Raw genomic sequence first — 25,148 nt, forward strand, 5'->3', positions numbered from 1 at the left:
GCGGCCGCCGCCGGCAGGGCGTGTCACGGGCCGTCGATAGACTTGACCAATGATCGATCTCGCCCTTCTCCGCGACGAGCCCGAGCTCGTCCGACGCTCACAGATCGCGCGCGGGAACGCGCCCGAGACCGTCGATGCGGCGATCGAGGCCGACCGATCGCGGCGCGCCGCGCTGACCCGCTACGAGGAGCTGCGGGCCGAGCAGAACGCGTTCGGCCGCGTCGTGGCGAAGGCGCCCAAGGAGGACAAGCCCGCCCTGGTCGCTCAGGCCAAGGTGCTCGCCGAGAAGGTGAAGCAGGCGCAGCACGCCGCGAACGAGGCGGCGGATGCCGCGGCATCCGCCCTCGCCCGGATCGAGAACGTGGTGATCGAGGGCGTACCCGCCGGCGGCGAGGAGGACTTCGTCGAGCTGCGCCGGGTGGGGGAGATCCCGGCCTTCCCGTTCGAGCCGCGCGACCACCTCGAGCTGGGCGAGCTGCTCGGGGCGATCGACATGGAGCGCGGGGCGAAGGTCTCCGGCTCCCGCTTCTACTTCCTGCGCGGCGTCGGCGCGCGCCTGGAGATCGCGTTGATGAACCTCGCGCTCGACACCGCGCTGCGCAACGGCTTCGAGCCCCTGATCACCCCCACCCTGGTGCGGCCGGAGATCATGCAGGGCACCGGCTTCCTCGGCGAGCACGCCGACGAGGTGTACCACCTCGACAAGGACGACGACCTGTACCTCGTCGGCACCAGCGAAGTGCCGCTGGCGGGGTACCACAAGGACGAGATCCTCGACCTGTCCGCGGGGCCCCTCCGCTACGCCGGCTGGTCGACCTGCTACCGCCGCGAGGCCGGCTCGTACGGCAAGGACACCCGGGGCATCATCCGGGTGCACCAGTTCAACAAGCTGGAGATGTTCGTCTACACCACGCAGGAGGACGCCGAGGCCGAGCACGAGCGCCTCGTCGCCCTGCAGGAGGAGATGCTGACGTCGCTCGGCCTCGCCTACCGCGTGATCGATGTGGCGGCCGGCGACCTCGGCTCGAGCGCCGCGCGCAAGTACGACATCGAGGCATGGGTGCCGACGCAGAACGCGTTCCGCGAGCTCACCTCCACGTCGAACTGCACCACCTTCCAGGCCCGCCGGCTCGACATCCGGTACCGGCCAGAGGTGGCGGATGCCGGTGAGGAGGCATCCGCCGCGCCGGCGAAGACGCAGCACGTCGCCACGCTGAACGGCACGCTGGCGACCACGCGCTGGATCGTCGCCCTGCTCGAGACGCACCAGCGCGAGGACGGCTCGGTGACGGTGCCCGAGGTGCTGCGGCCCTACCTCGGCGGGCTCGAGGTCCTCCGGCCGGTGTCGGCGGCATGACGGCGCGCGGCCTGGTCGCCTTGGACATCGACGGCACGCTGATCCTGCCGGACGAGACGCTGAGCCCGGGCGCGGCCGACGCCGTGGCGCAGGTGCGGGACGCCGGCTACGAGGTGCTGCTCGCGACCGGGCGCAGCTGGGCGGCGACCGCGCAGTTCGTCGACCTGCTGGGCATCACCAGCGACTTCACGGTGTGCTCGAACGGCGCGGTCACGCTCCACCGCCGCGGCGGCGAATGGGAGCACTGGCACGTGGAGACCTTCGACCCGGGTCCGGTGCTGTCGATGCTGCGGGAGCGGCTGCCCGAGGCCCGGTACATGGTGGAGCTCGGCACCGGCCAGCGGCTGTACACCGCGATGCTGGACGACTGGACGCTCGACGGCGGCCGCCAGGTGCCGTTCGAGGAGCTCATCGCGCAGCAGGTGTCGCGCGTGGTGGTCGTGTCGCCGCAGCACGACGAGGAGGACTTCAAGCGCCTGGTGTCGGAGGTGGGCCTGAACGAGGTCACCTACGCGATCGGCTGGACGGCGTGGCTCGACATCGCCCCGGACGGCGTCGACAAGGGCACCGCGCTGGAGCGGGTGCGTGCGGAGCTCGGCATCGCTGCGGACCAGGTGCTCGTCGCCGGCGACGGACGCAACGACATCGGCATGTTCGGCTGGGCGCTGCGCAACGGCGGCCGCGCGATCGCGATGGGGCAGGCCCCGGACGAGGTGCGGGATGCGGCCGGCGAGATCACCGGCCACGTCGAGGAGGGCGGGCTGGCCACCGTGCTCACCGGACTCGTCGCCGCGGCCCGCTGACGGCGGTGCCGGCGCCGCCCTCCAGGGCTTGCCCAGGTGCATCCGGGAGAATGGCAGGGACATCGGGCGTCCGCAGGGGACCGGATAGACTCGACCACTGATCGTCCGGCGCATGCCGGCCGAGGAGGGTTGTCCGAGCGGCCGATGGAGCTGGTCTTGAAAACCAGTGGGCAGAGATGTCCCGTGGGTTCGAATCCCACACCCTCCGCAGATCCGAAAGGCACCGAGTGAGCGAGTCGACCAGGCATCCCGTCGCCCGTCACGGCCAGCAGCGCACTCCGAGCGCCGCATCCCAGCTGATGAAGCTCATCGGCATCGGCCTGGCCGTGCTGCTCGTGAGCGGTCTGGGCGTCGTCGGGTTCGTGGTGGCCGGATGGTCGAACACGGTCAACGCGAACGCGGTGGAGCTGGAGGGGCAGAAGGACCTGCCGCCGGACATCGGCGCGTACAAGGGCGGATTCGACATCCTTCTCAGCGGCGTCGACACCTGCGAGGCAGAGATCGCGCATCTCTTCGGCGATCGCTGCAGCGGCCCCGACGCCAACGGCACCCTCAACGACGTGAACCTGCTCGTGCACGTCTCCGAGGAGCCGCGCCGGGTGACGGCGGTGAGCTTCCCGCGCGACCTGATGCTGCCGATCCCGGAGTGCACCGACGAGGAGGGCAACACCAGCGGCCCGATGCGCAAGCAGCCGCTGAACACCGCGTACGGCTACGGCGGGCTGAACTGCGTCACCAAGACGATCTCCGAGCTCACCGGCGAGGACATCGAGTTCGCGGCATCCGTCACCTTCGGCGGCGTGATCCAGATCACGGACGCGATCGGCGGTGTCGAGGTGTGCCTCGCCTCGCCGATCAAGGACTACCATACCGGCCTCGACATGGCCGCCGGGACTCACACCATCCAGGGCTACCAGGCGCTGCAGTTCCTGCGGACCCGCCACGGCGTCGGCGACGGCAGCGACCTCGGCCGCATCGGCAACCAGCAGCAGTACATGACGCGCCTGGTGCGCAAGCTCATCAGCGACGAGGTGCTCGGCAACGTGCCGACGATGCTCAAGCTCGCCGACACCGGCATCAAGAACGTCGAGCCGAGCACGTCGCTCGCCGACCCGATGAAGATCGTGCAGATCGCTCTCGCCGTCAAGGACGTGCCGTTCGAGGACATCGTCTTCGTGCAGTACCCGACCTACACCGACCCGGACGACCCGAACAAGGTGGTGCCGGACGAGGAGGCCGCGACCGCGCTGTGGGATGCGGTGAAGGCGAACAAGCAGCTGCAGATCACCCACGAGGCGACCGAGAACGACGGCGTCGTGCTCGAGGAGGGGACCGCCGACCCGGCCGTGCCTGCGCCGGACGGCGAGGCGCCCGATGCCGGCGCCCCCACCGAGACGCCCGCGCCCGACGCCAGCGCCACTCCGGACGACGCGGTCGCGCTGCCGTCGACGATCCGCGGCAACTCCGCGGCGCAGCTGACCTGCTCCAACGGCAACGTGCGCTGACGCCGTCCAACGGCAACGTGCGCTGACGCCGTCGGCGCGGCCCGGCCCGCGACGTCAGCGTTCTCGCGCTTCGGCGGGGCGGATGCTCACGGTGGCGACGGTCAGGAAGCGTCCCCGGCGAGCTGCGTCAGCAGTGCCCGCGCGCCGTCGCTGCGCAGCACGCGCAGGGCGTGCAGGTACGGCTCGGTGAAACCGGGACGGGTGGCGAGGTCGCCGAACAGGTCTGGATCGCGGACGAACGCGAGCGGATCGCTGTCGTCCCTCGCGGCGGCCATCACCTGCTCCCTGCGGTTGTCGACGACCTCGATCGGCTCACCCTGCTCGTCGACGCCGGTGGCGTAGCGCGCCCAGGATGCGACGACGGCGGCGGCCCGGCGCACGTCGCCGCCGGCGTCCAGCCGCTCCCGGATCACCGGCACCAGCCACTTCGGGATCCGGTCGCTGGACTCGGCGCACAGCCGTGCGATCGTGTCCCGCACCTCCGGGTTCGAGAAACGGCGGATCAGCTCGTCCCGGTAGGCGGCGAGGTCGATGCCCGGAACCGGTCGCAGCGTGGGGGTCGCCTCCTCCGCCATGTACCGGCGCAGCAGATCGGCGATCAGCGGATCGCGCGTCGCGTCGTGCACGAGCCGGTAGCCGAGGAGGTGCCCGAAGTAGCACAGCGCCTGGTGCGAGGCGTTCAGCAGACGCAGCTTCATCAGCTCGTACGGTTCGACGTCGTCCACGACCTGCACCCGCGTCCGCTCGTACGGCGGCCGGCCCGCGCTGAAGGTGTCCTCCAGCACCCACTGGAAGAACGGCTCGCACACGACCGGCCATTCGTCCGAGAGCCCCGTCAGCCGCGCCGTGTCGGCCACGTCCTCGGCGGTGGTGGCCGGGGTGATCCGGTCCACCATCGAGTTCGGGAACCGCACCTGTGCGTCGATCCACCGCGCCAGCTCGGGATCCTTGGCCTCGGCGAAGGTGAGGATCGCGCGCCGGGCGATGCGGCCGTTGTCCTGAAGGTTGTCGCAGCTCATGACCGTGAAGGCCGGGGCGCCGGCATCGCGGCGCCGGCGCAGCGCCTCGACGATGAGCCCGAACACGGTGCGCGGCTCGGCGCCGTCCTCCAGGTCGGCGGCGACGTCGGGGGAGGTGAGCAGGAACTCCCCGGTCGCCTGGTTGATGTTGTAGCCGCCCTCGGTGACCGTCAGCGACACGATCCGCGTGGTCGGCGCGGTGAGGAGGTCGAGGACCGCCCCGGCACCGTCGTCGTGCCGCCGGGATGGCGGGGCCCGTTCTCGGATGGCTGCAGGTGCACCGGCCGGATGCTGTCGCGCGCGCGGCACGGGCGCTCTCGCCGAAGGACTGGCTGCGTTCGCGACTCGTTCCGGGATCGCTCGTGACGGATGCATCCGACGCCTCCGCCACGCTGATGTGGGACGTCTTCGCGGACGACTGGTGCACCGGTCTCCTCGAGGAGGCAGGGCTTCCGGTCGAGCTCCTCCCGGAGGTGCGGCCGTCCGACGCGGAGGCGGGGCGGATCCCCGGTGACGTGGCGCGCAGCTGGGGGCTGCCGGAGGGGATCCCCGTCGCGGTGGGATGCGCCGACGTGGCCGCGACGATGCTCGCCGTGGAGGACCCGGATGCCGTCGCGGCGGTCGTCCTCGGCACCGGCGCTCAGGCAGTCGCGATGGGCGTGGTGCCGCAGCGATCGTCCGCGCCCCGCCACCACACCTACCGCGCCACCGACGACCGTCGCTACGCGATGGTCGCGTCGACGAACGCGGGTCTCGCCCTCACCCGGGTCTGCACGCTCCTCGGCATCGAATGGCCGGAGCTCTACGCCTCGCCGTTCGATGCGCTCGGCCCCGACGACCCGGTGTTCCTGCCGTTCTTCGCGGCGGAGCGGCTTCCCGACCCGCTGCCCGGCGGACGTGCCTCGTGGCGACGGCTGTCCTCCCACGGCGGACGGGAACTGCTTGCGGCGTCGGCGGTCGAGGCTGTGCTGTTCGGTGTCCGGCGGGCGCTCGAGGCGCTGCCCGTCGGGCGGGGGCCGGTGCAGGTCGCGGGAGGCGGAACGGCCGACCCGCGCGTGCGGCAGTTCCTGGCGGATGCACTGGACAGGCCGCTCCTCGTCTCCGAGGCGCGGGACGCGACGGCGCTGGGGGCGGCGCACCTGGCGCTGCGGACGCTCGGACGGGCCCCGAAGCGCCGAGTCGGCTCGCTCGCGCTGCTGCGGCCTTCGCGCTCCGTGGACGAGCGCTACGACCTCTATCGACGCGAGCTCGAGCGCGCCCTGCTCGACTGAGCGCATCGACCGCGGTTAGGCGCGGCTGCCGGGGAAGGTTATGATGAGTGAACGCGTCCATGTCTCGGCTGGACGCCTGGAGACGTCGCATAGTCAGGCCTAGTGCACCACCCTGCTAAGGTGGAGTCCCCTTTAAGGGGACCGAGGGTTCGAATCCCTCCGTCTCCGCCCTGTGATGTCGCACGACATCGTGAACGGCTGAACCCCCGGTCTCCGGGGTTCAGCCGTTTTGCGTTGCTGGTGGCTCAGCGGGCGTGTGGGTAACGTCGGCACGGGGCTCATCGTCGGTACCGGGGCTCGCCAGCATCCGGGGAGGTGCCCGTGTTCGAAGGATTCGCCGAGGAGACGATCGACACCGGCGGCGCCCGCATCTTCGCGCGTCACGGCGGCGAGGGGCCGGCCGTGCTTCTGCTGCACGGGCATCCGCGGACCTCGGCCACCTGGCACCGGGCGGCACCCCTGCTGGTCGAGGCCGGCTTCACGGTCGTGTGCGCCGACCTCCGCGGCTACGGCCGATCCGTCGGCCCGGCACCGGCGGCGGATCACCGTCCGCATTCCAAACGCGCGGTCGCGCTCGACATGGTGCGGGTGATGTCGCACCTCGGCCACGAGTGCTTCGCCGTGATGGGGCACGACCGCGGCAGCTACGTCGCGTTCCGGCTGGCCCTCGACCACCCCGACCGGGTCATCGCGCTGGGCGTGTTCGACGGCGTTCCTCTCACCGAGCACCTGGACCGAGGCGGCACGCGCTTCGTGCTGCGCTGGTGGCACTGGTTCTTCTTCGCGCAGCCCGAGATCCCCGAGCGGGTGATCGGCCGGGACCCGGATGCCTGGTATCAGAGCAGGCATCACGGCGACCCGGCGATCATGGGCGAGGAGAACCATGCGGAATGGCGGGCCGCCACGCATCGCCCGGAGGTGATCCGGGCCATGCTCGAGGACTACCGCGCCGGGGTGACCGTGGACGCCGAACTCGAACGTGCCGATCGCGCCGCCGGCCGCCGGCTCACCATGCCCGTGCTGTCTCTGTGGTCGCAGCGGGACGATCTCGAGGAGCTCGTCGGCGACCCGCGGGAGATCTGGCGGGAATGGGCGGACGTCGTCGAAGGACGGGCCATCGACTCCGGTCATCACATGGCGGAGGAGGCCCCTGAGGAGGTCGCCGCTGCGGTGACCGGTTTCCTCGACCGGGCGATCGGCCGGGGCGCCGAACCGGGATCACTGCACGGCTCCGTCTCCTGACCGGAGCCGCCGTGCGCCGCAAGTCGGCCTTGCGCCACCGAGGAGCCGGGTCGATAATGAGTCCACGCGCATGGGCAAGGGGTGAGTGGGACCGCCCTCACAGCGGGCGGCCAGCGTGTTTCGGTGGATGGTTTCTCCGTGTGCGTGACGGTTTCAGGCCGGTCCGACGCGGGGGACGGGAGCGGCGGCATCGACCTCGACACGACCGGGGACTGCCATGTCAATGCTTCCGCTGCTGAACACGCTCGGGGTGCTGAACGGTGTCGTGCTGCTGGACGGCACCGCCGCCTTCCTCGCCGCCCTCGACCCGATCGGGCCGGCGCCCGCCGGTCCTCTCCCGGTGTCGGGGACCCTCACCACGAACACGGGCGTCCCGGTCGTGCTCGGTGCGGCACTGCCGTCGGGGACGACGGTCGGCTGGCGCCTGGAAGCTGCCCCGGACGGCGCCGTGCTGCGTCTCACGCTCCCCGCCGGGACGACGACCGCGCCCGTGCCGGATGCCGCCGCGGGGGCCGTCTCCGAGACCGGCGCCGGCGCGAACAGGCGGCTCCGCGTCACGCCGACCGGCGCCCCGGTGTCCCTCGGCGTCTCCGGCACCGTCGCCGTGCACCTCGGCGCGACCGGCGCCCGCGTGACCCTGGAGCAGCTCACCGTCGCCCCCGGCGCCTCCGACGTCGTCCTCGCCGGCGGGTTCGCCCTCGGACTCCCCGCCGGCTTCACCGTCGCGGACGACGTGGCCGAGCTCGGCACCGTGCGCTTCGTCCTGCCCGCGACCGTGCCGCTCCTGGGCGGACTGCCGCTGTCGGCCGCCGTGACGATCCGGCGCGAGGCGGCGGCCTTCCGCGTCACGCTGCCGCCCGCCGGAGCCGACCCGCGGGTCTCCGGGGCGCTCGCCTTCCAGCTCCCCGACGGCGCTGCCCTCGCCGACCTCGTCCCGGTCGCGGCGGATGTCGCGCTCGCCCTGCCGTCCGGCACCGCGCCGCTCGGCGCGGACGGGCCGGTGATCGACGAGGCGGTCACCATCCGTGCCGTGATCACCCGTCCACCCGGCGCACCGGGCGACCTCGCCGTCGCCGTCAGCGCGGAATCCGGCCATCCGGACGGGCTCCTCGGCGGCGGCGGGACGTCCCGCGGCGAGCGCGCGCTCGCCATGACCGTCGCAGTCGGTCCGGCACTCACCGCGCGGGCCGGGGACGGCGGCCCCGTCGCGCTCGGCGCGCTGTTCGGGGCGGCCTGGGCGTTCGCCGACCTCTTCGCGACTATGGGCGACTACACCGTGCACGGGGTGACGCTGCAGGCCTCGGGCGACGACGGCACGCTCCTGGCGCGGCTCGACGTGTCGGCCGCCGTCGGCATCGCCGACATCGACCTCGGGCTCGCCACCATCACGATGGACGACGACCGCCCGCTGCGGGTGCGCTGGCGCGACATCGCCGCGACCGTCGACCTCTCCCGCCTCGCCGCCGGCGATGACCCCGCGGATGCCCTCGACCTCGACTTCCGGTCGTCGCACGCCGAGGTCGTCGACCCCGGGGGTGGCAGGTGGAGACCACCGGCATCCCGAAGGACGTGCTGCAGATCGTCGGCACCCGGTCGGGCGCCGGTTCCACCTGGATCGAGGTGGACCTGCGGTTCACGATGGACCTCGGACCGGTGAAGATCTCCGGCGCCACCGTCCGCGGCACCTGGGACGGCGGGGCGACGCCCACCTTCGGCATCCGAGGATTCGATGCGCGGATCGACCTGCCGGGCGTGGTCTCCGGCGGCGGGCGGTTCCAACTCGGCTCCACCGCGGGCGGCCAGGGCATCGACATCGCCCTGTGGGGCACGCTCATCCCGCTGAGCGTCGGCGGGTTCCTCCGCTTCGAACTGAAGACCGTGGGCGGCGTGACGATGCACTCCTTCGGCCTGGGGCTCGACCTGCCGGTCGCGGTGCCGCTCGGCCCGACCGGGCTCGGGCTCTACTCGGTCGCCGCCTCCTTCGGCTCGAACGCCGCGCTGAAGCCGCTGGACCCGGCCGATCCGCTCGGCTCGCTGCGCAGACAGGAGCCCTGGGAGGGGCTGGAGGTCAGCCGCGGCGACATCACGATCGGGGCCGGTGTGATCATCGGCACCGTCCCCGACGCCGGCCTCACCTTCAGCGCGCTCGGCGTGCTGGGGCTCACGGTCCCGGACTTCACGCTGCGGGTGGGGATCAACGCCTCCCTCTTCCGTACCCAGCGACTCCTGCTCGCCGACCTGGTCCGGGACGGCGCCGCGACCGAGAACACCCTGTCTCTCCTCGGCGGGCTGTCGGCGACCTCGGCGGCGATCGACCTGGGGATCGAGGGGCGGTACGAGATCCCGTCGGTGGTGACCGTGCGCATCCCCGTCAGCGGGCACTTCCCGTTCGCGGACCACTCCTGGTGGCTGAACGCCGGCAGCGACGGCGACCTGAGCCCGGTGAAGCGACCACCGGGTCCTCTGCAGGCGACCGTCTTCCCCGGCATCCCGGCGCTCGAGAGCGGCGGCTGGGCCTTCCTGATGATCGCCGGCAACGGCATCCCGGACGTCGCCGGTCTCGGCATCTCACCGACCGGGTTCTCGGTCGCCCTGGGCGTCGGGTTCACGAAGACGTTCGGGGTCGTCGGCGTGCTCTGGGCGCGCGCGACGACCAGCCTGGTCGCCGCGATCGGCACGTCCCCGTTCGTCGTCTGGGCGCAGGGCCGTCTCGCCGGGGAGGTCGGCATCGGCCCCTTCCGCCTCGGCCTCGACGCGCTGCTGAAGATCCAGTTCGTCCCCGAGCAGAGCCGGCTCGACTTCCACCTGAAGGTCTGCGCGTCCGTCGACCTGTGGTTCACCACGCTTGAGGGATGCATCGAGCTCGGCGCGATCGACCCCGCCGCCGCGCCGGCGATCGTGCCGCGGGACGAGGACTGGCCGTGGCCCACCGTCGTCCTCGCCGACGGGCTCGGGCGCATGCTGCCCGTGAACGACGACGCCACCTTCACACCGCCGCAGCGCACGAGCGGCGACGGGGAATCAGGCATCGCGGCGCCGGAATCCTGGGCGAAGACGCCCCGTGTCTGGGCCGATGCGATCCCCCTGCTCACCTTCCCGGTCGCGCCGGTGCAGAAGATCCCGCCCTCGCCCACCGGCGAGGACCTCACCCCCGAGAACGGCCAGAACAACGACGGCATGTCCGGCGCCGGGAAGACCCGGTTCCAGTGGGCCATGACCGCGCTGCAGTTGCACGAGGTGAAGCCGGACGGGACCGATGTGGCGGAGGTCGAACTCAGCCGAGCGGCCTGGCAGCCGCCCGCCGGCGTGTCCGCGACGGCCGGAGCCGTGTCCACATCGCGCCAGCTCGCCCTGCTCACCCGCAACCGCTGGCTGACCAAGGTGCACGCCGACGGCGGGGCATCCGCGCCCGACGAGCCGCTGCGCGATGTCGCGGGCCTCTGCGGCCTGAAGTTCACCGCCGGGCGGAGCTGGACCTACGGCATGGATGCCCAGCGCGTTCCCGGCACCGCCGACGACTGGCACGTCGCCCGCCGCTCCGACGCGCTCTCGTTTTCGCCGCTCCGCTCGTACGCCCGCGGGGTGGGCTTCCGCGTGCCGGCGCCCGTGCGCATCGAGCGGCAGCCGAGGGTGGCCGGCGTGGACTGGCCGAGCGGTCCGATCGCCTACGCCTCCTCGGTGCCGACGTCGTTTCCCGTCGACGGCGCCGTCGAGGAGGAGGAGTTCGCCGGTGCCCTGCGCCTGCGGTCGCCGCAGAGCGTCTTGTGGGATCACGAGGGCGCGTACCTGCGCTGCCGGGTCGAATTCGACGAGCCGGTCGAGGCAGGGGATCTGCTGCTGCGGATGCGCCTGCAGGGGAAGATGGAGCACCACGGCATCGAGAACTTCGCGGTCACTGCGCGGCGGTCCTTCCGCGTCGAGTGGCCGGGCGGCAGCGAGCCGATCGACGCGGTCGAGGTGGGGCCGTCGCCCGCGCCGGATGCCGGGCCGGGTGATGCGCTCGTGCGCGTGACCGTGCCGGCCGGCAAGGGCGCGACCGCGATCGCGTGGGGCTTGCCCTGGCAGGCGACCGTCGACGTGCTCGGTCTCCACGCGATGGCGACGGCGGATGCCGCGGCGGCGGCGGCCGCGGAGGCCGGTCGTCAGGCCGCCGTCGCCGCGGATGAGGCCAGCACCAAGGCATCCGCCGACCCGGCCGCGCAGCGGACCATCCTCAAACCCGGGAGCTCGTATCGGATCACGGTGTCGCTGCAGTGGGAACGGTGGACCGACGAGGGCACGGGCACGATCACCAGGACGGCGGGCACCACCCGCACCGCGACGTGGTTCTTCCGCGTCGCGCCGCGACCGCCTGCCGCCACGGGCGGGGCGCCGTGGAAGGAGGCGTCCCTGCTGGGTGTGCCCGAGATGACGCTGACCGTCGACACCTTCCGGCCCGAGTACCTCGAGCGCTACTTCCTGGACTATTCGATCGACGACCACGAATCCTTCGTCTTCACCGGCGACCGGCCGTGGGCTCGATTCACGGCGCCGCACCTGGCCGCGCTCGCCGCCGCCTACAGACGCGACCTCGGCCTGCTGCTCGGCCGCACCGACATCGTGGAGGACCCGATCTGGCGCCACCTCCGCCTCGTCGCGCTGTCCGGCCCGCTCGGGATCCCGGATGCCATCGCCACCGCGGCCGAGGAGTACGGATGCCCGATGCCGCCGCGCAGCGCCGGCATCCGCTGGCCCCTGCGGCTGCGCCCGCGCACCCCGTACGAGCTCGCGGTGGCGCTGCCACGGAAGGGCACCAAGGCCACCCGCTCCTCGCCGCAGCTGCACGGCATCACGTTCAGCACGAGCGCGTTCCCGGATCCCGAAGCGCTCGTGGCCTCGCTGGGCTTCACCCGCTCGGTGTTCGCCGGGAACATCGCCGCCGCCGTACCGACCGGGCACCTGCGGGTCACCGCCGCACCCGGTCTGGCATCCGGTCTGCTCGCGGTCGACGACGCGCTCGAAGCGGCGCTGGCCGCGCTCGGCCTGCCGCCCCTGCCGCCGCTGCCGGTCCCGCCCACCGGCGGCGCCGGCCGCAGCAGCGCCCTGTGGACGCGGGCCGCCGACGGAGGCTGGTCCGTCCTCGGCATCCTGCTCGAGGCGAGCGAGCCGCTGGTGCGCGACGGCGGACGCCGGATGGACATCGGCGACGGGCGGGTCGCCGGCCGCGACCTGAGCATCCGCCGGCGCGACCGCAGCGGCACGCGCGCGCTCTGGCTGCTGCCGCAGCCGCTGAGACCGACGGCGCCGATGCGCCTGCGCATCCGCGTCACCGACCGCGGCGCGCCGTTCTGGATGCGGATGACCCTCCCCGTCGAGCCTGCCTTCGCGCGCTCCGCGATCGTGGGAAGGAGCACGACATGAGCGTCCTCGCCGACCACACCCGCGGCTACGCGGAAGCCGCGCACCTGGTCGCCGGCCTGCCGTCGCACGGTGACGACCGGGTGCCCGAAGGCGTGCACTGGCGGGTGATCCCGGCATCCGGCACGGTGCCGGCCGGGCCGATCGTCGTCTGCGACGCCGCCGCCGACCCGAGCATGACCGGCATCCGCACCGACCGGCCGGGCGACGCCCTCGGCGACGTCGCCCCCGGCCGCGCCCTGCTCCTCCTGATCGACGTCCCGCCGGATCGGATGGCGGGCTGGGTGCGCATCCGCGGCGAGGGGCGGCTGCGGGTCGCCGTGATCGCCGATCGCCTCGCACCGAACGGCGCCGACATCGAGATCACCGCGCGCGACGAGGAGCCCTGGATCGTGGCCTCCTCCGACATCGCCCGGGTGCGGGTGACGGGGGAGGGGCGCGTGCACGAGGCGGAGGCGCTGCACATCCCGCGCGACACCGGCCGGCCGCTCGAGGTCCTGCAGATCGCCTCGCTCGACACCGCGGTGATCGACCGGCTGGACGGATGCTACGCCTACCCGCAGGCGGGTGCGGACACCAGTACCGAGCGGGTTCTCGCCGGTGCTCCGCTGGTCCCGCTGCCGTACGCCCCGCGGCATCCGTGGCCCGAGTACACCGCCGACGACGAGCTCCGCCGGGTCGCCGAGCTCGTCGAACGCGAGGGTATCGTGCTCGACTGGCTGCACAAGGCGCTGGCCGCCGCCCTCGGCGACGAGAGCTCGCGGTACCTGGCCGAGGCGGTGGGGGCGGACCAGGAGCTGCGCTACTCGCCCGCTGCGGCGCTGGGCGTCGCGGCAGCGGACCCCGGCGTCGCACGCTGGCTCGCACGGCAGGGGATGCTCCCGGCCCCGCCGGCACGATGGCAGGAGGATCGGCCGTCGCTGGCGATGGCGCTGATGCCGGTCATCGTGCCGGGGCAGGCGCCGGAGCGCACGGAGCTCGCGGAGGTGTACGACGAGGTGCTCGGCGGCGGACTGTCGAGCCTTCGCGACGAGCTCGCCCGACGAGCGAGCCCGGAGGCACCGCTGAGCGTCGAGGTCCTCGCGCTGCCGATGCCGCTCGTCCTCGGTGCGCCGCCGGCGCTGCCGCTCACGCCGCAGCTGCGCGTGTTCGGACGCGCGGAATGGACGGTCGAGCGCGCCGCATGTGCGGAACTGGCGCGCACCACCGGATGGGAGCAGTCCATCGCCCTCGGCGGCACGGCTCCCTTCGGCCCGGTCTCGCTCGTTCGACTCCGCCGCGCCCTCGCCGACCCCGAGCGCACCACGATGCATGACGCCGAGGGCCCCGTCGCCAGCCCGCTGCTTCCCGCGTGGCCGCAGCCGGCCGCACCCGGCGTGCCGCCGGCCGGCGACGCCACCGTGCGGGGACGGCAGGCCGTGGCATCCCCCGGCGAGGCGGTTCCGGCGCGCTGGGAGGTGCGCCTGGAGGACTGGATGGGACGGTGGGGCGACCCCGCCGAGATCGAGGTGGCCCCGCCGTCGCCCGCGCTCCCGGCGAAGCCGGTCCTGCGCGCGACGTTCGTCCGGACGCCGGTGACCGGTGAGGCGGCCGCGTCGCCCGGCGTCGTGCGGGTGGAACTCGTGATCGCCCCGCCCTCGGCTCCCGGCGCGCTGCCCGTCACGGCCGCATCCGTACGCATCGACGGGGCACCGGTCGCGCTGACCCTGCCCGACCTGTCCGCGGGCACGGGCATCGCGGTGCACGAGCACGTCGTACCGGCGACGCTGCCGGGTCAATCGCGCACGATCCGGGTCGAGGGGTGGATCACGGATGCCTCCTCCGCTGACTCGCCGCACGCGGACCCCGCCGTGATCACCGCTTCGGATGCCCGGCCGGTGCCGGTGCCGACCGTCTCGCCGCGTCTGCTGCCGGCCGGCCGCCCGGGTCCGGCACCCGAGGTGGCCGTCACGCTCAGCATCCGGGCCGTCGAGGGTGCCGCGCTGTACCGGTTCTACACGGCATCGGAGGGAACCGTCCGGGCACAGTTCCCCGGCCTCGACAGCACGGCGTTCCGGAATCGACCGCGGGCCGTGCGCGCCCAGGAGCTGCTCGCGCGGGGGCTCCCGCCGCGCGAGGGGTTCACGCTCGCCCAGGCGGTGCCGGTGGTCGCGGGCACGGCGACCGCGACTCTGCTGCTGCCGAGCGCGAGCAGCGACCTCGTGCTCGTGCGCGCGGTGCCGGTCACCGGTGCGCTGGACGCCTACGGGAAGATCGCGGAGGGCGTCGAAGCTCCGCCGCATACGGTCGCACCGGCCTACATCGTGGTGCCTTCGGTCGAGGTGCCGCCCGTGCCGCGCGTCGCGGCCGAGGTGGACGACGGCGGCACGGTCACGGTGCGGGTCGAGGTGAGCGGCGTGCCCGCGAACACGCTCGCGCGGCTGCCCGGGGCGCTGGAGGCGCGGCTGGTCGAGGCGATCCCGGGCACGGAGCCGTTCTACTGGCCCGAGGTGAAGACGCTCACGCTCGTCGACGCCGGGAGCGGCGTGTTCTCGGGTTCCGCACCGCTGTCGGCTCCGCGGTGGGCGCGCATCCGCCTCGCCGCGTCTGCCCGGTACGCCGCCGAGGACATGGTCGTGCCGGATGCCGACATCGTGCTCACGCCCGACCTCACCGCGTCCGGCGGCGCGCCCGATGACGTCGTCTCGCCGTGGGGACCGCTGTCCGCGCCGGTGACCCTGGACGTGCCGGGCGCCGAGCCGAGCATCCGCTCGGAGGCATCCGCCGCGGGCATCCGCGTCAGCGTCGACGGGCTGCCGCTCATCGCGCAGGGATCGAGCGCGTTCACCGCCGTCGTGTACCGCGAGGGGGCGGATGCCGCGCTCATCGAGTACGAGCAGCGGGAGGTCAGCGGCGAGACGGCCGAATTCGACGTGCCGGGCGGGGCGGCGGCCGCGGTCGCGCTGCGCGATCCGTTCGGCGCGGCCCGTCCCCCCGTGCGGGTCGGGCCGACGTGACCTGGCCGCGGGGGCGGCCGGCGGACCATAGGGAAGGAGCGGGGAGCATGGAACACGAATGGACGTTCGCGGTCGTGGACGGCTACGCCACGGGCGAGGTGGACTTCGCGCGCCGGCTCGCGGAGTCGGACCAGTCGGTGCGCGACGAGGTGGATGAGAAGATCATGAGCCCGCTCGTCAACGGCACCGATGGCGCGGTGCTGGTGATCCAGGGCCATGCCGATCGCATCGACTCGGGCGAGAGCCACGCCGTCGCGCTCGAGCAGGAGAGCGACATCAGCAAGGCCCGGGCCAACAGCGCGTTCGATGAGATCCTGGCGATGATCCGCCGCGACTGGCTCGACCCGGGGCCGGCGAGCTGGGAGGAGCTCCCGCACATCGCCGTCGTGGTGTCGCCGCACGGCGCGTCGATGCGTGTCGACGAGAGCGGCACGGAGGCCGGGCGCCTGCGCAACCGCCGGGTGTACCTGGCGGTGTGCCGCTTCATCCCCTGACCTCCGCAGGCCCGTACGCAGCATGCGTCCGCGGCCCCGCGCGCGGCATCCGTCCGCGCCCTGCGCGCGGCATCCGCGGACGGCGGCCCGGCGCGGGGCCTGGACGCCCTTCGGGATCTCCTCCCGCGGCATCTGCGGGCGGGGCGGGTCGCCGCCGAGCGCCGTCTGCGCTCCGGTCCCCGCGGGGCGGTTCCGGATGCCGATCACGGGCCTCCCGGCGCCGCCTCGGGAACAGCCGGATGACCGCGCTGCACACGCGGGTACGCCGTGCGCTCGGCCGCACCCTCCCGGTACTCTCGATGAGGGAGGTCAGCGTGGGACGGACAGCGGACGCCATCGCGGAAGGCGTGGCCATCGCGACGTCCGCGGCGCGCCTCGCCGTCAAGAACCACATCCTCGTGGGCACCATCGCCCAGGGCGGCGTCTTCGACATGGAGAAGTACGCCGAGGACGCCCGGCAGGCGCTCCTCGCGATGGCGAAGGAATCCGACGAGGCCGCCCAGCACCTGGAGCAGCTGCGGAAGCGAGCCCGAGGCCGGCACTCCGACCCCTCCGGCACGCACGACTACCGCGACCGCGACGTGCGCAATCTGAAGAAGCGGGCCAAGCAGTCGCAGGGCGTCGCCAGCCGCCTGCGCGAGATGACGGAGGATCCCGAGGCCCTGCGCGAGCTGGTCGAGTCGGCGCGCCAGGCGGCCTGGGAGGACGTCCGCTCCAACCTCGATCGCCGCCTGCGGGTCGAGGGCATGCGCCCCGACCAGGATCCGGACTACGAGACGATGCGCGAGGCGCGGATGCAGGCCCTCAAGCTCGTCGATCTGCAGGCCCTGGCCTCCGACCGCCGCGCCCGCCGCAAGCGCCAGAAGGCGGCCGAGAAGGCCGCCGCGAAAGCGGCCGGGAAGGGCTGATCGCGGTCGCCGTCCGCTCGATTCGCGTCCTCGCCGATCGTGTTGTAGGCTGGTCGTCGGCCCGCTGAGCGGGTCGTGCGCCCCTAGCTCAATGGATAGAGCATCTGACTACGGATCAGAAGGTTGGGGGTTCGAGTCCCTCGGGGCGCGCAGATGAAACCCCCGTCGCGGAAGCGGCGGGGGTTTCGTCGTGTGCGGCGGGCGTCGTCGTGTTGGCCGTCGTGTGTGGCGCGCGTGGCCGTGCGCGGTCGTGACCAGCGGACCACGAGGGCCCGTGGCCCCGGGCGGTGCCGGGATCACGGGCCCTGCGACGGCCGGCGGATCAGCGCTGCGGCAGCGCGGCGACCACGTCGATCTCGACGAGGATGTCCGCCAGCTGCGAGCCGACCGTGGTACGGACCGGGTACGGCGGCGTGAAGAACTCCTGGTACGCCTCGTTGAACTCGGCGAAGTGGGACCTCGGTATCGACGTCGTCGAGCTGCCGATCCAGACCGCCGAGGACGTGGAGGCGCTGCGCGTCGTGGCCGCCGCCGGCCGCGCGCGGCAAGGTCGTCGGGGCGGGCACCGTCGTCTCCGCGGAGCACGTGGCACAGGCCGCCGCCGCGGGAGCGGGCTTCACGGTCAGCCCCGGCCTCGACCTCGAGGTCGTCCGCGCCTCGCACGACGCCGGGCTGTCCGGTCTCCCGGGCGTGGGCACCGCATCCGAGGTGCAGCTCGCACGGAAGGCCGGCCTGACGTGGCTGAAGGCTTTCCCGGCATCCGTGCTCGGCTCGTCGTGGCTGCACGCGATGCGCGGCCCGTTCCCTGAGGTGCGCTTCGTCGCGACCGGCGGCATGAGCGCCGCCAATGCCACCGAGTACCTCGACGCGGGTGCCCGCGTCGTCGCCGTGGGATCGGCGCTGGAGGATCCCGCGCAGCTGCCCCGGCTCGCCGCGCTCCTGCGCCGGGCGGACGCCCGATGAGCACGATCGCCGCGCGGCTCGCTCACGTCGATGCGCGCCTGGCCTACGAGATCGACGTGGTCGCCGCGGCCGAGGCGGTCGCCGCCGGCGCCGCGGTGCTCGTGGACACCCGCCGGCGCGAGTCGTGGGACCACGGCCACATCGCCGGGGCCCTGCATCTGCCCCAGAGCGCGCTCGAGGAGCGCATCCCGACGCTGCCGCGCGACCGCACCCTGATCGTGTACGGGTGGGGGCCCGGCTGCAACGGGGGGACGGCGACGGCGCGGGTGCTGCTGGCGGCGGGACTCGACGTGCGGGAGCTGCTCGGAGGCTACGAGTACTGGGTCCGCAACGGGTTCCCGTTCGAGACCGGAGACGGCGTCGTCCGGCAGGCGCCCGACCCGCTGGTCACCGCGGAGGGCTGACGGGTTGCTCCTCGGCGCGCCCGCCGCGCGGACGCGGCCGTAGGCTGGTGAGGTGACAGTGTACGTCTCGGCTTTCGACCTGTTCTCCATCGGGGTAGGACCGTCGAGTTCCCACACCGTCGGCCCGATGCGGGCCGGCCTGGACTTCGCCGCGCGCCTCGGCGCGAGCGGCGTCCTCGACCGGGTCGCCCGTGTCACGTGCGACCTGTACGGCTCGCTCGGTGCGACCGGGATCGGCCACGGCACCCCGGATGCCGTCGTCGCCGGCCTGCAGGGGCTCGCGCCCGAGACCTGCGACCCCGCCGACGTGCGCGCCGCCTGGACGGACTGGCCGGAGGGGCAGCCGCTGCGGCTCGCCGGCATCCGCCCCATCGCCTTCGCGAAGGACGACATCGTGTTCGCGCCGCGCACGCGGCTCCCCGGGCATCCGAACGCGATGACGCTGCGCGCGACGGATGCCGACGGCGCGACCCTGGCCGAGGAGACGTACTACTCCATCGGCGGCGGGTTCATCCGGCGCGAGGGCGAGGAGCCGCAGCTGGCCCGCGCCGAGCTGCCCTACCCCTACGACGACGCGGCGTCGCTGCTGGCCCTCTGCGACGAGCACGGGCTGTCCATCGCCGAGCTCGCGCGGAAGAACGAGACCGCCTTCCGCAGCGAGGAGGAGGTCGCCGCCGGGCTGGACGCGATCTGGGACGCGATGGCGGCCTGCGTCGAGGCGGGCCTGCACACCGAGGGCACGCTGCCCGGCATCCTGAAGGTCAAGCGGCGGGCATCCGACATCCGCGCGCAGCTGGAGGCGTCCGAGTCGGAGGGGCACCGCGAGCTGCCGGGCGAGTGGCTGGGCGCGTTCGCGCTCGCCGTGAACGAGGAGAACGCGGCGGGCGGGCGGGTGGTCACCGCCCCGACCAATGGCGCGGCCGGAATCCTGCCCGCGGTGGCGATGTACTGGTGGCGGTTCCTCGCCGATTCCGGCCTCGGGGCCGGCAACGCGGTGACCCCCTACGGCGAGCTGGTCGGCAGCGCCCTGCTCGGGTTCCGCGGCAGCGCGGCCGAGGTCGCCGACGCCGCGCTCTCGGCGCAGGAGCGGGCCGAGGCGAATCGCCGGCGGGGCATCCGCCGCTTCCTGCTCACCGCGACCGCGCTCGGCTCGCTGTTCAAGGCGAACGCCTCGATCTCGGGGGCGGAGGGCGGATGCCAGGCCGAGGTCGGCTCCGCCTGCGCGATGGCGGCGGGCGGGCTGACCGCGGTGATGGGCGGCACGAACCGGCAGATCGAGAACGCGGCCGAGATCGCGATGGAGCATCACCTCGGCCTCACCTGCGACCCGATCGGCGGACTGGTCCAGATCCCGTGCATCGAGCGCAACGCGATCGCGGCGTCCACGGCGGTGACCGCTGCCCGGCTCGCGCTGCGCGGCGACGGCCATCACTACGTCTCGCTGGACGCCGTCGTGGAGACGATGCGCCAGACCGGCCTGGACATGTCGACCAAGTACAAGGAGACGAGCGAGGGCGGCCTCGCCGTCAACGTCATCGAGTGCTGACCCGCCCGGCCGGCCGCGCCGTAGGCTGACGTCATGACCACCAGGCGCGGACGAGGGCGGCCCCGCGGGGAGTCCGACGCGCGCCAGCGGATCGCCGCGGCGGCCGTGCACGAGTTCGGCGAGCACGGCTACGAGCCCGCCACCATCCGCGCGATCGCCGCCCGCGCCGGCGTCGACCCGGCGCTGGTGCGACCGGCTGCTGCTCATGCGCGAGGGCCGGATCATCGCGGACATCACCCCGCAGGCGATGCTCGAGGAGACGGGGGAGCGGGACGCGGAGGCGGCGTGCCTCGCCCTGATCGCCCGGGACACGGCCGCGCAACGCAGCGCCCCCACCGGCCGCAGCGCCCTCACCGGCCGCGACGCCCTCACCGGCCGCGACGCGCCCCGGCCTCGCGATGCACAGCCCCGGCGTGAACGCGCCGCTCGCGCAGGGAGGGAGGAGCGATGAACCCGCGACGCACGCTCGCCACGGCGGGACGCGTGCTGCACCAGCTGCGCCACGACCCGCGCTCGATCGCCCTGATGCTCGTCGCACCGAGCCTGCTGGTGGGCCTGTTCGCCTGGCTGTTCGCGGATCAGGAGGGCGTGTTCGACCGGTTCGGCGGGCCGATCCTGGCACTGTTCCCCTTCATCGTGATGTTCCTGCTCACCTCGATCACGACCCTGCGCGAGCGCCGCTCCGGCACGCTGGAGCGGCTGATGACCACGCCGCTGGGCAAGGCGGACTTCATCCTCGGCTACGCCCTCGCGTTCGGGATGATGGCGATCCTGCAGGCCGTGGTCACGGTGGCGTTCGCCGTCGGCGTGTGCGGCCTCGAGGTGGACGGCCCGATCTGGCAGCTCGGGCTCGTCGCCGTCGTCGACGCCCTGCTCGGCACGGCACTCGGCCTGCTGGCGAGCGCCTTCGCGCAGACCGAGTTCCAGGCGGTGCAGTTCATGCCGCTGCTCGTGTTCCCGCAGATCATCCTCGGCGGACTCTCCGTGCCGCGCGAGGACATGCCCGACGTGCTGCACGCCGTCTCGGACTGGCTGCCGCTCAGCCACGCGATCGACGCCATCCAGGCGGTCGCCGCGGGCGACGAGGGGTGGGAGGTCGGTGAACCGCTCCTCATCGTCGGCGCATTCGCCGTCGTCTTCCTCGTGCTCGCGCCGCTCACGCTGCGGCGGCGGACGCCGTAGCCGGATGCCGCGACCGGATGCCGCGACCGGATGCCGCGACCGGATGCCGCGACCGGACGCTGAGAACGGATGCCGTGACCGGATGCCGTGACCGGATGCCGTGACCGGATGCCGTGACCGGATGCCGTGACCGGATGCCGCCGGCCGTGGCACCGACCGCACCTCTCAGACGGATGCCACGGACGGTGCGCTCCGCGGCGTCCGATCGTCAGTGCCCCGGACTGCGGAGCTTCTCGGCGAGGTCGCGCAGCGCCCGCAGCTCGTCGTCGGTGAGCCGCGACATCCGCTTGGCGATCGAGCGGCCGTGCACGGTGGCGACCGCGCGGAAGGCGCGCGCTCCGGCATCCGTCGCCCTGACGAGCGCGCCGCGCCCGTCCTGCGGATCCGGGCACTTCGTGAGCAGGCCGCGCGCCACCATCCGGTCCACCAGACGCGACACGCTGGGCTGGCTGATCAGGGCTCTGGCCGTGATGTCGCGGAGCCGGGCGGTCATCTCGGGCGCGCGCGTGACGGTGAGCAGCACGTCGTACTCCGCCTGGCTGACCTCGGCGCCGTCGAAGTCGCTCATCATCGCGGTGAACAGCTCGTGCTGAGCGCGGAAGAGGCTCTCCCACGCCTGCAGCGCGAGCTCGCGGTCGGTCATGGATCCCAGCGTAACGGCGGGGGAGCGCCGGCGGTCCGACGCACCGTCAGTGGTCGGCGCACAGTAAGGGCCGGTCGGAGAGGCTCCCGACCGGCCCTTGTCCCTTGCACCAAGAGTGTCCTGCAATCACATGCGGTGGATGCCACAGCAAACATTCACCGTGCGATCACTGTATAACGACGAGGTAACGAATGCAACGGTTTGGTCACGGAATCCGTCTGAATCGGCTGTAAGTCTCTGAAGTGGCTGGCCTGGGGTCGGCTGGCAGGGTGGGTGCTGGTGCTCCGTCTGGTCGTGACTCTTGAATCGCCTGGCCTCCCGCTTCGGAAAGTGTCAAGGCGGGTGAGACAGATTCCGTCAGGCGGTCTGTATGAGGGCCTCCTGTGAGGGCTGGTTGATCCAGGCGGCCTCGGGCAGCTTGGGCGCCTGGGGTCGGCGGTGGCCGAAGCGCTCGGGACGGGCGGCGTAGGCCGCGTCCAGGGTGGCCTGGCGCTGGGCGCGGACCTGCCCGGCGGTGCCGAAGTGGACGCTGGCGGGGGTGTGCAGCCCGATCCCGCAGTGGCGGTGCTCGTGGTTGTAGTAGGCGAAGAACTGCTCGGCGAACGCGCCGGCGTCGGCCAGGGACCCGAAGCGCTCGGGGAAGACCGGGGCGTACTTCAGCGTCTTGAACGCCGCCTCGCTGTAAGGGTTGTCGTTCGACACGTGCGGGCGGGAGTGCGACCTGGCCACCCCGAGGTCGACGAGCAGCTGAGCGACCGGTTTGGAGGTCATCGAGGTCCCGCGGTCGGCGTGGATCGCCTCCGGCACGCCATGGATGCCCATGGCGTGCTCGAGCAGGTTCTTGGCGATCTCGGCGTCCTCGCGGGCCGCGATGGTCCAGCCCACGACGAACCTGGAGAAGATGTCGAGCACGACGTACAGGTCGTAGTACACGCCCCGCTCCGGCCCCTTGAGCTTTGTGATGTCCCAACTCCACACCTGCCCCGGCGCCGTCGCGACGAGCTCGGGCCGGGTCCGGGGCGGGTGGCTCGCCTGCCGGCGCCGTTCCCCGGCCATGTCGTGCTCGCGCAGGATCCGGTGCATCGTGGACATCGAGCACAGGTAGGTGCCCTCGTCCAGCAGCGTGGCCCAGACCTGGGCGACCGACTTGTCCGCGAACCGCTGGCTGGTCAACACGGCCAGCACGTGGGCCCGCTCGGCGGCGGACAGCTTGTTCGCCGGTGCCGGCCGCGGTGTCCGTGGACGTGGCGGTGGCGGGTTCTTGGCCCGGTAGTGACTGGCGCGGGAGCGACCCAGCAGCGCGCACGCAGCCGCGGTGCCGACGTGCTCGGCCAGCCCGTCGACGGCCGGGTTGATCACCGCGGCGACCGCGGCGGCTTGTCCGCGCTCTCGGAGAGCGTCTCCAAGAGCGCGTGTGCTTTTCCCATCAGGTCCAGCGCCGCCCTGGTCTTGGCCAGCTCGGCCTCGGCCTTCTCCGCCCGGGCCCGTAGCGCCTGCAGCTCCCGCTCGCGCCGGTCCCGCGGCTTGCTGCCCAGCCCGGACAGCGAGCCGGCGGCCGCGGCCTTGCGCCACTCGATGATGTGGGAGGTGTACAGGCCCTCCCGGCGCAGGATCTCCCCACGCCCAGAGCGGTCCGCGGCGTCGTACTCGGCCAGGATCGCCGCTTTGAACTCGGCGGTGAACGTCCGCCTCTTGGGCCGGTCAGCACGAGGAGCCATAGCCCCATCATCGGTGCCGACGTCAGCAACCGTCATCGTCATCTCAGTATTGGTCCGTTCTCGCCCCGTGCAGTGCGAAGGTCAGCAGTGCTGGTGTCTCACCCCATCCTGACGCACGGGGGGCAGGGTGGGTGCTGGTGCTCCGTCTGGTCGTGACTCTTGAATCGCCTGGCCTCCCGCTTCGGCGGGGTGCCTTTCCCAGGATCTGTCCGGCCGGGTGGGTGCCGGCGCCGACCCTGCCCACTCCGATGGCTTGATCAGAAGCTTGCCCGACCGTTCACGGCGGTCGTGGCCCATTACAGGCCTGCCTCGAAGTGACCATTCCCGGGTCGACGCCAGCAGTGACGTCAACCCAGTGGAGAGGATCACGGTCACCATGACCATCGTCGCAAACACGTTCGCGTATGTCATCGGCGCGGACACCCATTCCAGAACACACACTCTCGCCGTGCTCGACGCGCGCACTGGCGCCAGAGTGGACACTCGGACCTTCCCGACGACGCCGGCGGGATTATCACGCGCGGTCGCGTGGATCGCTCGGCGCACCAGCGGGCTGGCCGATGTGCTCGTAACGATCGAGGGCGTCGGCTCGTATGGCGCCCGGCTCGCGAGAGCATGCCAGGACGCCGGCTACCGGGTCGTGGAGTCGTTCCCGACAGCGGCACGTGAACGTCGCGGACGAGGCAAGAGCGACGAGATCGACGCGGAACTGATCGCCCGCTCCGTGCTCGGCGTCGATGCCGACAACCTCCGTGATCCGCGTCAGGACGCGGGAGTCCGCGCGGCGCTGCGGGTGCTGATCGGCGCCCGCGACCTCATCAACCTCGAACGCACCAGGTCGATCAACGCCTTGACCGCGCTGCTTCGAACGGTCGACCTCGGCATCGACGCCCGCGCCTCGCTCACCAAGAAGCAGCTCGCGGCGATCGAGTCCTGGCGCACGCGACAGGAGGACCTCGCGACCGCGACAGCCCGCCGGGAAGCGATCCGGCTGGCCCGACGGGTTGCCGTCTGCGATGAGGACCTCGCTGCTAACCGTGACGAGATCACCGCGCTGGTCGCCGCCAGCGACGCCGCAATCCTGCTCGACGAGCCCGGGATCGGCGCGATCAACGCGGCCGTGATCATCGCCGCCTGGTCACACCCCGGCCGGGTCCGCTCCGAAGCAGCGTTCGCCGTGCTCGCCGGCGTCAGTCCCGTGCCCGCCTCGAGCGGAAACACCACCCGTCATCGCCTCAACCGAGGAGGCGACAGGCGTCTGAACAGAGCCTTATCGTCGATCGCGCTGACCCGAATGTCGCACCACCCGCCGACCCGCGCCTACGTCGAACGCCGACGAGCCGAAGGACGCACCACCAAGGAAATCCGCCGCTCACTCAAGCGATACATAGCCCGCCAGCTCTACCGCCGCCTCAGCGAGCAGAGCGGACTTGACAACACATAGAAGCATCCTGGGTTTCGTTTGACTCGCCCCGGCGTGTCCGGTATTCGTAGCCTTGCCGGACGACATGACCCGGATGGTCATTACCACGATGGCCCCTCCCCGAGATCGTCACGGGAGGGGCGATCTCGGGGGTCAGGTGCGCGCGCAGCGCGCGGCTCGCACTCTTAGTGCCAACCGTGTGGAGAAGCAGCGGTCTGGGAACAGCGGTCTCGATCGAGTTGTCATAACGGCAGAGCCGGAACGGGCAGCGACGCAG

At 72.7% G+C, this 25,148-nt stretch carries 20 protein-coding genes, 3 tRNA genes and 1 pseudogene; 20 read left to right on the forward strand and 4 right to left on the reverse strand.

Annotated elements, in window-relative coordinates:
• Positions 1 to 49: 49 nt before the first annotated feature.
• From serS to JSY13_RS01475, 4 genes are all read left to right on the forward strand, one after another.
• Positions 50 to 1,357 (forward strand): serine--tRNA ligase, encoded by a 1,308-nt coding sequence (serS, locus tag JSY13_RS01460; protein WP_259607250.1) that lies wholly within the window; start codon positions 50 to 52, stop codon positions 1,355 to 1,357.
• Positions 1,354 to 2,160 carry an HAD family hydrolase gene (locus tag JSY13_RS01465; RefSeq protein WP_259607251.1) on the forward strand — a complete coding sequence of 269 codons (807 nt, stop codon included), beginning with the start codon at positions 1,354 to 1,356 and terminating at the stop codon, positions 2,158 to 2,160. The genes serS and JSY13_RS01465 overlap by 4 nt, the downstream gene beginning before the upstream one ends.
• Positions 2,161 to 2,283: 123 nt before the next feature.
• A tRNA-Ser gene (locus JSY13_RS01470) sits at positions 2,284 to 2,368 on the forward strand.
• Between the two features lie 19 nt (positions 2,369 to 2,387).
• Positions 2,388 to 3,665 (forward strand): LCP family protein, encoded by a 1,278-nt coding sequence (locus tag JSY13_RS01475; RefSeq protein WP_259607252.1) that lies wholly within the window; start codon positions 2,388 to 2,390, stop codon positions 3,663 to 3,665.
• Positions 3,666 to 3,766: 101 nt separating this feature from the next.
• Here the strand turns inward: JSY13_RS01475 and JSY13_RS01480 are convergent, their stop codons facing one another.
• Entirely contained in the window at positions 3,767 to 4,993 is a 1,227-nt protein-coding gene (locus tag JSY13_RS01480; protein ID WP_349773864.1) for a mannitol dehydrogenase family protein, read from the reverse strand.
• On the opposite strand from JSY13_RS01480, the gene JSY13_RS01485 reads away from it, so the two are divergent.
• The 9 genes from JSY13_RS01485 to JSY13_RS01525 all read left to right on the forward strand — a co-directional run bounded on the left by JSY13_RS01485 (position 4,930) and on the right by JSY13_RS01525 (position 17,142).
• Positions 4,930 to 5,955 carry a xylulokinase gene (locus JSY13_RS01485; protein WP_259607253.1) on the forward strand — a complete coding sequence of 342 codons (1,026 nt, stop codon included), beginning with the start codon at positions 4,930 to 4,932 and terminating at the stop codon, positions 5,953 to 5,955. The two genes, JSY13_RS01480 and JSY13_RS01485, sit on opposite strands and share 64 nt — an antisense overlap.
• A gap of 78 nt (positions 5,956 to 6,033) precedes the next feature.
• A tRNA-Ser gene (locus JSY13_RS01490) sits at positions 6,034 to 6,123 on the forward strand.
• 153 nt (positions 6,124 to 6,276) lie between these two features.
• Positions 6,277 to 7,197 carry an alpha/beta hydrolase gene (locus tag JSY13_RS01495; RefSeq protein ID WP_259607254.1) on the forward strand — a complete coding sequence of 307 codons (921 nt, stop codon included), beginning with the start codon at positions 6,277 to 6,279 and terminating at the stop codon, positions 7,195 to 7,197.
• Between the two features lie 217 nt (positions 7,198 to 7,414).
• Positions 7,415 to 8,854 carry a serine/threonine-protein kinase gene (locus JSY13_RS01500; RefSeq protein ID WP_259607255.1) on the forward strand — a complete coding sequence of 480 codons (1,440 nt, stop codon included), beginning with the start codon at positions 7,415 to 7,417 and terminating at the stop codon, positions 8,852 to 8,854.
• Positions 8,740 to 12,597, forward strand: coding sequence for a hypothetical protein (locus JSY13_RS01505; protein WP_259607256.1), 3,858 nt, complete (start codon positions 8,740 to 8,742; stop codon positions 12,595 to 12,597). Before JSY13_RS01500 ends, JSY13_RS01505 begins: the two co-directional genes overlap by 115 nt.
• Positions 12,594 to 15,590 carry a hypothetical protein gene (locus tag JSY13_RS01510; RefSeq protein WP_259607257.1) on the forward strand — a complete coding sequence of 999 codons (2,997 nt, stop codon included), beginning with the start codon at positions 12,594 to 12,596 and terminating at the stop codon, positions 15,588 to 15,590. Before JSY13_RS01505 ends, JSY13_RS01510 begins: the two co-directional genes overlap by 4 nt.
• Positions 15,591 to 15,637: 47 nt before the next feature.
• The gene (locus tag JSY13_RS01515) at positions 15,638 to 16,084 is read left to right on the forward strand and encodes an OmpA family protein (protein ID WP_259607258.1); all 447 of its coding nucleotides are present in this window, start codon (positions 15,638 to 15,640) and stop codon (positions 16,082 to 16,084) included.
• Between the two features lie 314 nt (positions 16,085 to 16,398).
• The gene (locus tag JSY13_RS01520; protein ID WP_259607259.1) at positions 16,399 to 16,992 is read left to right on the forward strand and encodes an asparagine synthase; all 594 of its coding nucleotides are present in this window, start codon (positions 16,399 to 16,401) and stop codon (positions 16,990 to 16,992) included.
• 77 nt (positions 16,993 to 17,069) lie between these two features.
• Positions 17,070 to 17,142 (forward strand) — tRNA-Arg (locus JSY13_RS01525).
• Between the two features lie 172 nt (positions 17,143 to 17,314).
• Here JSY13_RS01525 and JSY13_RS01530 read toward each other — a convergent pair.
• Positions 17,315 to 17,584 carry a RidA family protein gene (locus tag JSY13_RS01530; RefSeq protein ID WP_259607260.1) on the reverse strand — a complete coding sequence of 90 codons (270 nt, stop codon included), beginning with the start codon at positions 17,582 to 17,584 and terminating at the stop codon, positions 17,315 to 17,317.
• On the opposite strand from JSY13_RS01530, the gene JSY13_RS01535 reads away from it, so the two are divergent.
• From JSY13_RS01535 to JSY13_RS01560, 6 genes and pseudogenes are all read left to right on the forward strand, one after another.
• A complete protein-coding gene (locus JSY13_RS01535; protein ID WP_259607261.1) occupies positions 17,578 to 17,955 on the forward strand; it encodes a bifunctional 4-hydroxy-2-oxoglutarate aldolase/2-dehydro-3-deoxy-phosphogluconate aldolase in 378 nt (125 codons plus the stop codon). The genes JSY13_RS01530 and JSY13_RS01535 overlap by 7 nt on opposite strands.
• Positions 17,952 to 18,359: a rhodanese-like domain-containing protein gene (locus JSY13_RS01540; protein ID WP_259607262.1), complete on the forward strand. Its 408-nt coding sequence runs from the start codon at positions 17,952 to 17,954 to the stop codon at positions 18,357 to 18,359. Before JSY13_RS01535 ends, JSY13_RS01540 begins: the two co-directional genes overlap by 4 nt.
• Positions 18,360 to 18,411: 52 nt before the next feature.
• Positions 18,412 to 19,905, forward strand: a complete 1,494-nt coding sequence (locus JSY13_RS01545) for an L-serine ammonia-lyase, iron-sulfur-dependent, subunit alpha (protein ID WP_259607263.1) — start codon at positions 18,412 to 18,414, stop codon at positions 19,903 to 19,905.
• A gap of 33 nt (positions 19,906 to 19,938) precedes the next feature.
• Positions 19,939 to 20,079: pseudogene (locus JSY13_RS01550) on the forward strand (TetR family transcriptional regulator); the annotation flags it as partial.
• Positions 20,080 to 20,110: 31 nt separating this feature from the next.
• Positions 20,111 to 20,356: a hypothetical protein gene (locus JSY13_RS01555; protein ID WP_336297721.1), complete on the forward strand. Its 246-nt coding sequence runs from the start codon at positions 20,111 to 20,113 to the stop codon at positions 20,354 to 20,356.
• Entirely contained in the window at positions 20,353 to 21,087 is a 735-nt protein-coding gene (locus JSY13_RS01560) for an ABC transporter permease (protein ID WP_259607264.1), read from the forward strand. Before JSY13_RS01555 ends, JSY13_RS01560 begins: the two co-directional genes overlap by 4 nt.
• 208 nt (positions 21,088 to 21,295) lie before the next feature.
• On the opposite strand, the gene JSY13_RS01565 is transcribed toward JSY13_RS01560, so the two are convergent.
• The gene (locus tag JSY13_RS01565) at positions 21,296 to 21,730 is read right to left on the reverse strand and encodes a MarR family winged helix-turn-helix transcriptional regulator (protein WP_259607265.1); all 435 of its coding nucleotides are present in this window, start codon (positions 21,728 to 21,730) and stop codon (positions 21,296 to 21,298) included.
• A 357-nt stretch (positions 21,731 to 22,087) separates the two neighbouring features.
• Positions 22,088 to 23,484, reverse strand: a protein-coding gene (locus JSY13_RS01570) for an IS3 family transposase (RefSeq protein WP_370428832.1) whose coding sequence is annotated in 2 segments (ribosomal slippage) — positions 22,088 to 23,148 and positions 23,148 to 23,484 — 1,398 coding nt in all. Because the reading frame shifts where the segments join, the coding sequence is not laid out codon by codon here.
• 340 nt (positions 23,485 to 23,824) lie between these two features.
• Between JSY13_RS01570 and JSY13_RS01575 the strand changes: the two genes are divergently transcribed.
• Positions 23,825 to 24,892, forward strand: coding sequence for an IS110 family RNA-guided transposase (locus tag JSY13_RS01575; protein WP_061873125.1), 1,068 nt, complete (start codon positions 23,825 to 23,827; stop codon positions 24,890 to 24,892).
• The last annotated feature ends 256 nt before the right edge of the window (positions 24,893 to 25,148 follow it).

Origin of the sequence: Microbacterium neungamense (genome assembly GCF_024971095.1) — a bacterium.
In the GTDB taxonomy this organism is placed as follows: Bacteria; Actinomycetota; Actinomycetes; order Actinomycetales; family Microbacteriaceae; genus Microbacterium; species Microbacterium neungamense.

Bases quoted from the DNA above. Each gene is read 5' to 3' on its own strand.
- JSY13_RS01575 (WP_061873125.1), top strand. From the start codon at position 23,825: ATGACCATCGTCGCAAACACGTTCGCGTATGTCATCGGCGCGGACACC.
- JSY13_RS01485 (WP_259607253.1), top strand. From the start codon at position 4,930: ATGGCGGGGCCCGTTCTCGGATGGCTGCAGGTGCACCGGCCGGATGCT.
- JSY13_RS01560 (WP_259607264.1), top strand. From the start codon at position 20,353: ATGAACCCGCGACGCACGCTCGCCACGGCGGGACGCGTGCTGCACCAG.
- JSY13_RS01555 (WP_336297721.1), top strand. From the start codon at position 20,111: ATGCGCGAGGGCCGGATCATCGCGGACATCACCCCGCAGGCGATGCTC.
- JSY13_RS01540 (WP_259607262.1), top strand. From the start codon at position 17,952: ATGAGCACGATCGCCGCGCGGCTCGCTCACGTCGATGCGCGCCTGGCC.
- JSY13_RS01510 (WP_259607257.1), top strand. From the start codon at position 12,594: ATGAGCGTCCTCGCCGACCACACCCGCGGCTACGCGGAAGCCGCGCAC.
- JSY13_RS01465 (WP_259607251.1), top strand. From the start codon at position 1,354: ATGACGGCGCGCGGCCTGGTCGCCTTGGACATCGACGGCACGCTGATC.
- serS (WP_259607250.1), top strand. From the start codon at position 50: ATGATCGATCTCGCCCTTCTCCGCGACGAGCCCGAGCTCGTCCGACGC.
- JSY13_RS01565 (WP_259607265.1), bottom strand. From the start codon at position 21,730: ATGACCGACCGCGAGCTCGCGCTGCAGGCGTGGGAGAGCCTCTTCCGC.
- JSY13_RS01515 (WP_259607258.1), top strand. From the start codon at position 15,638: ATGGAACACGAATGGACGTTCGCGGTCGTGGACGGCTACGCCACGGGC.
- JSY13_RS01500 (WP_259607255.1), top strand. From the start codon at position 7,415: ATGTCAATGCTTCCGCTGCTGAACACGCTCGGGGTGCTGAACGGTGTC.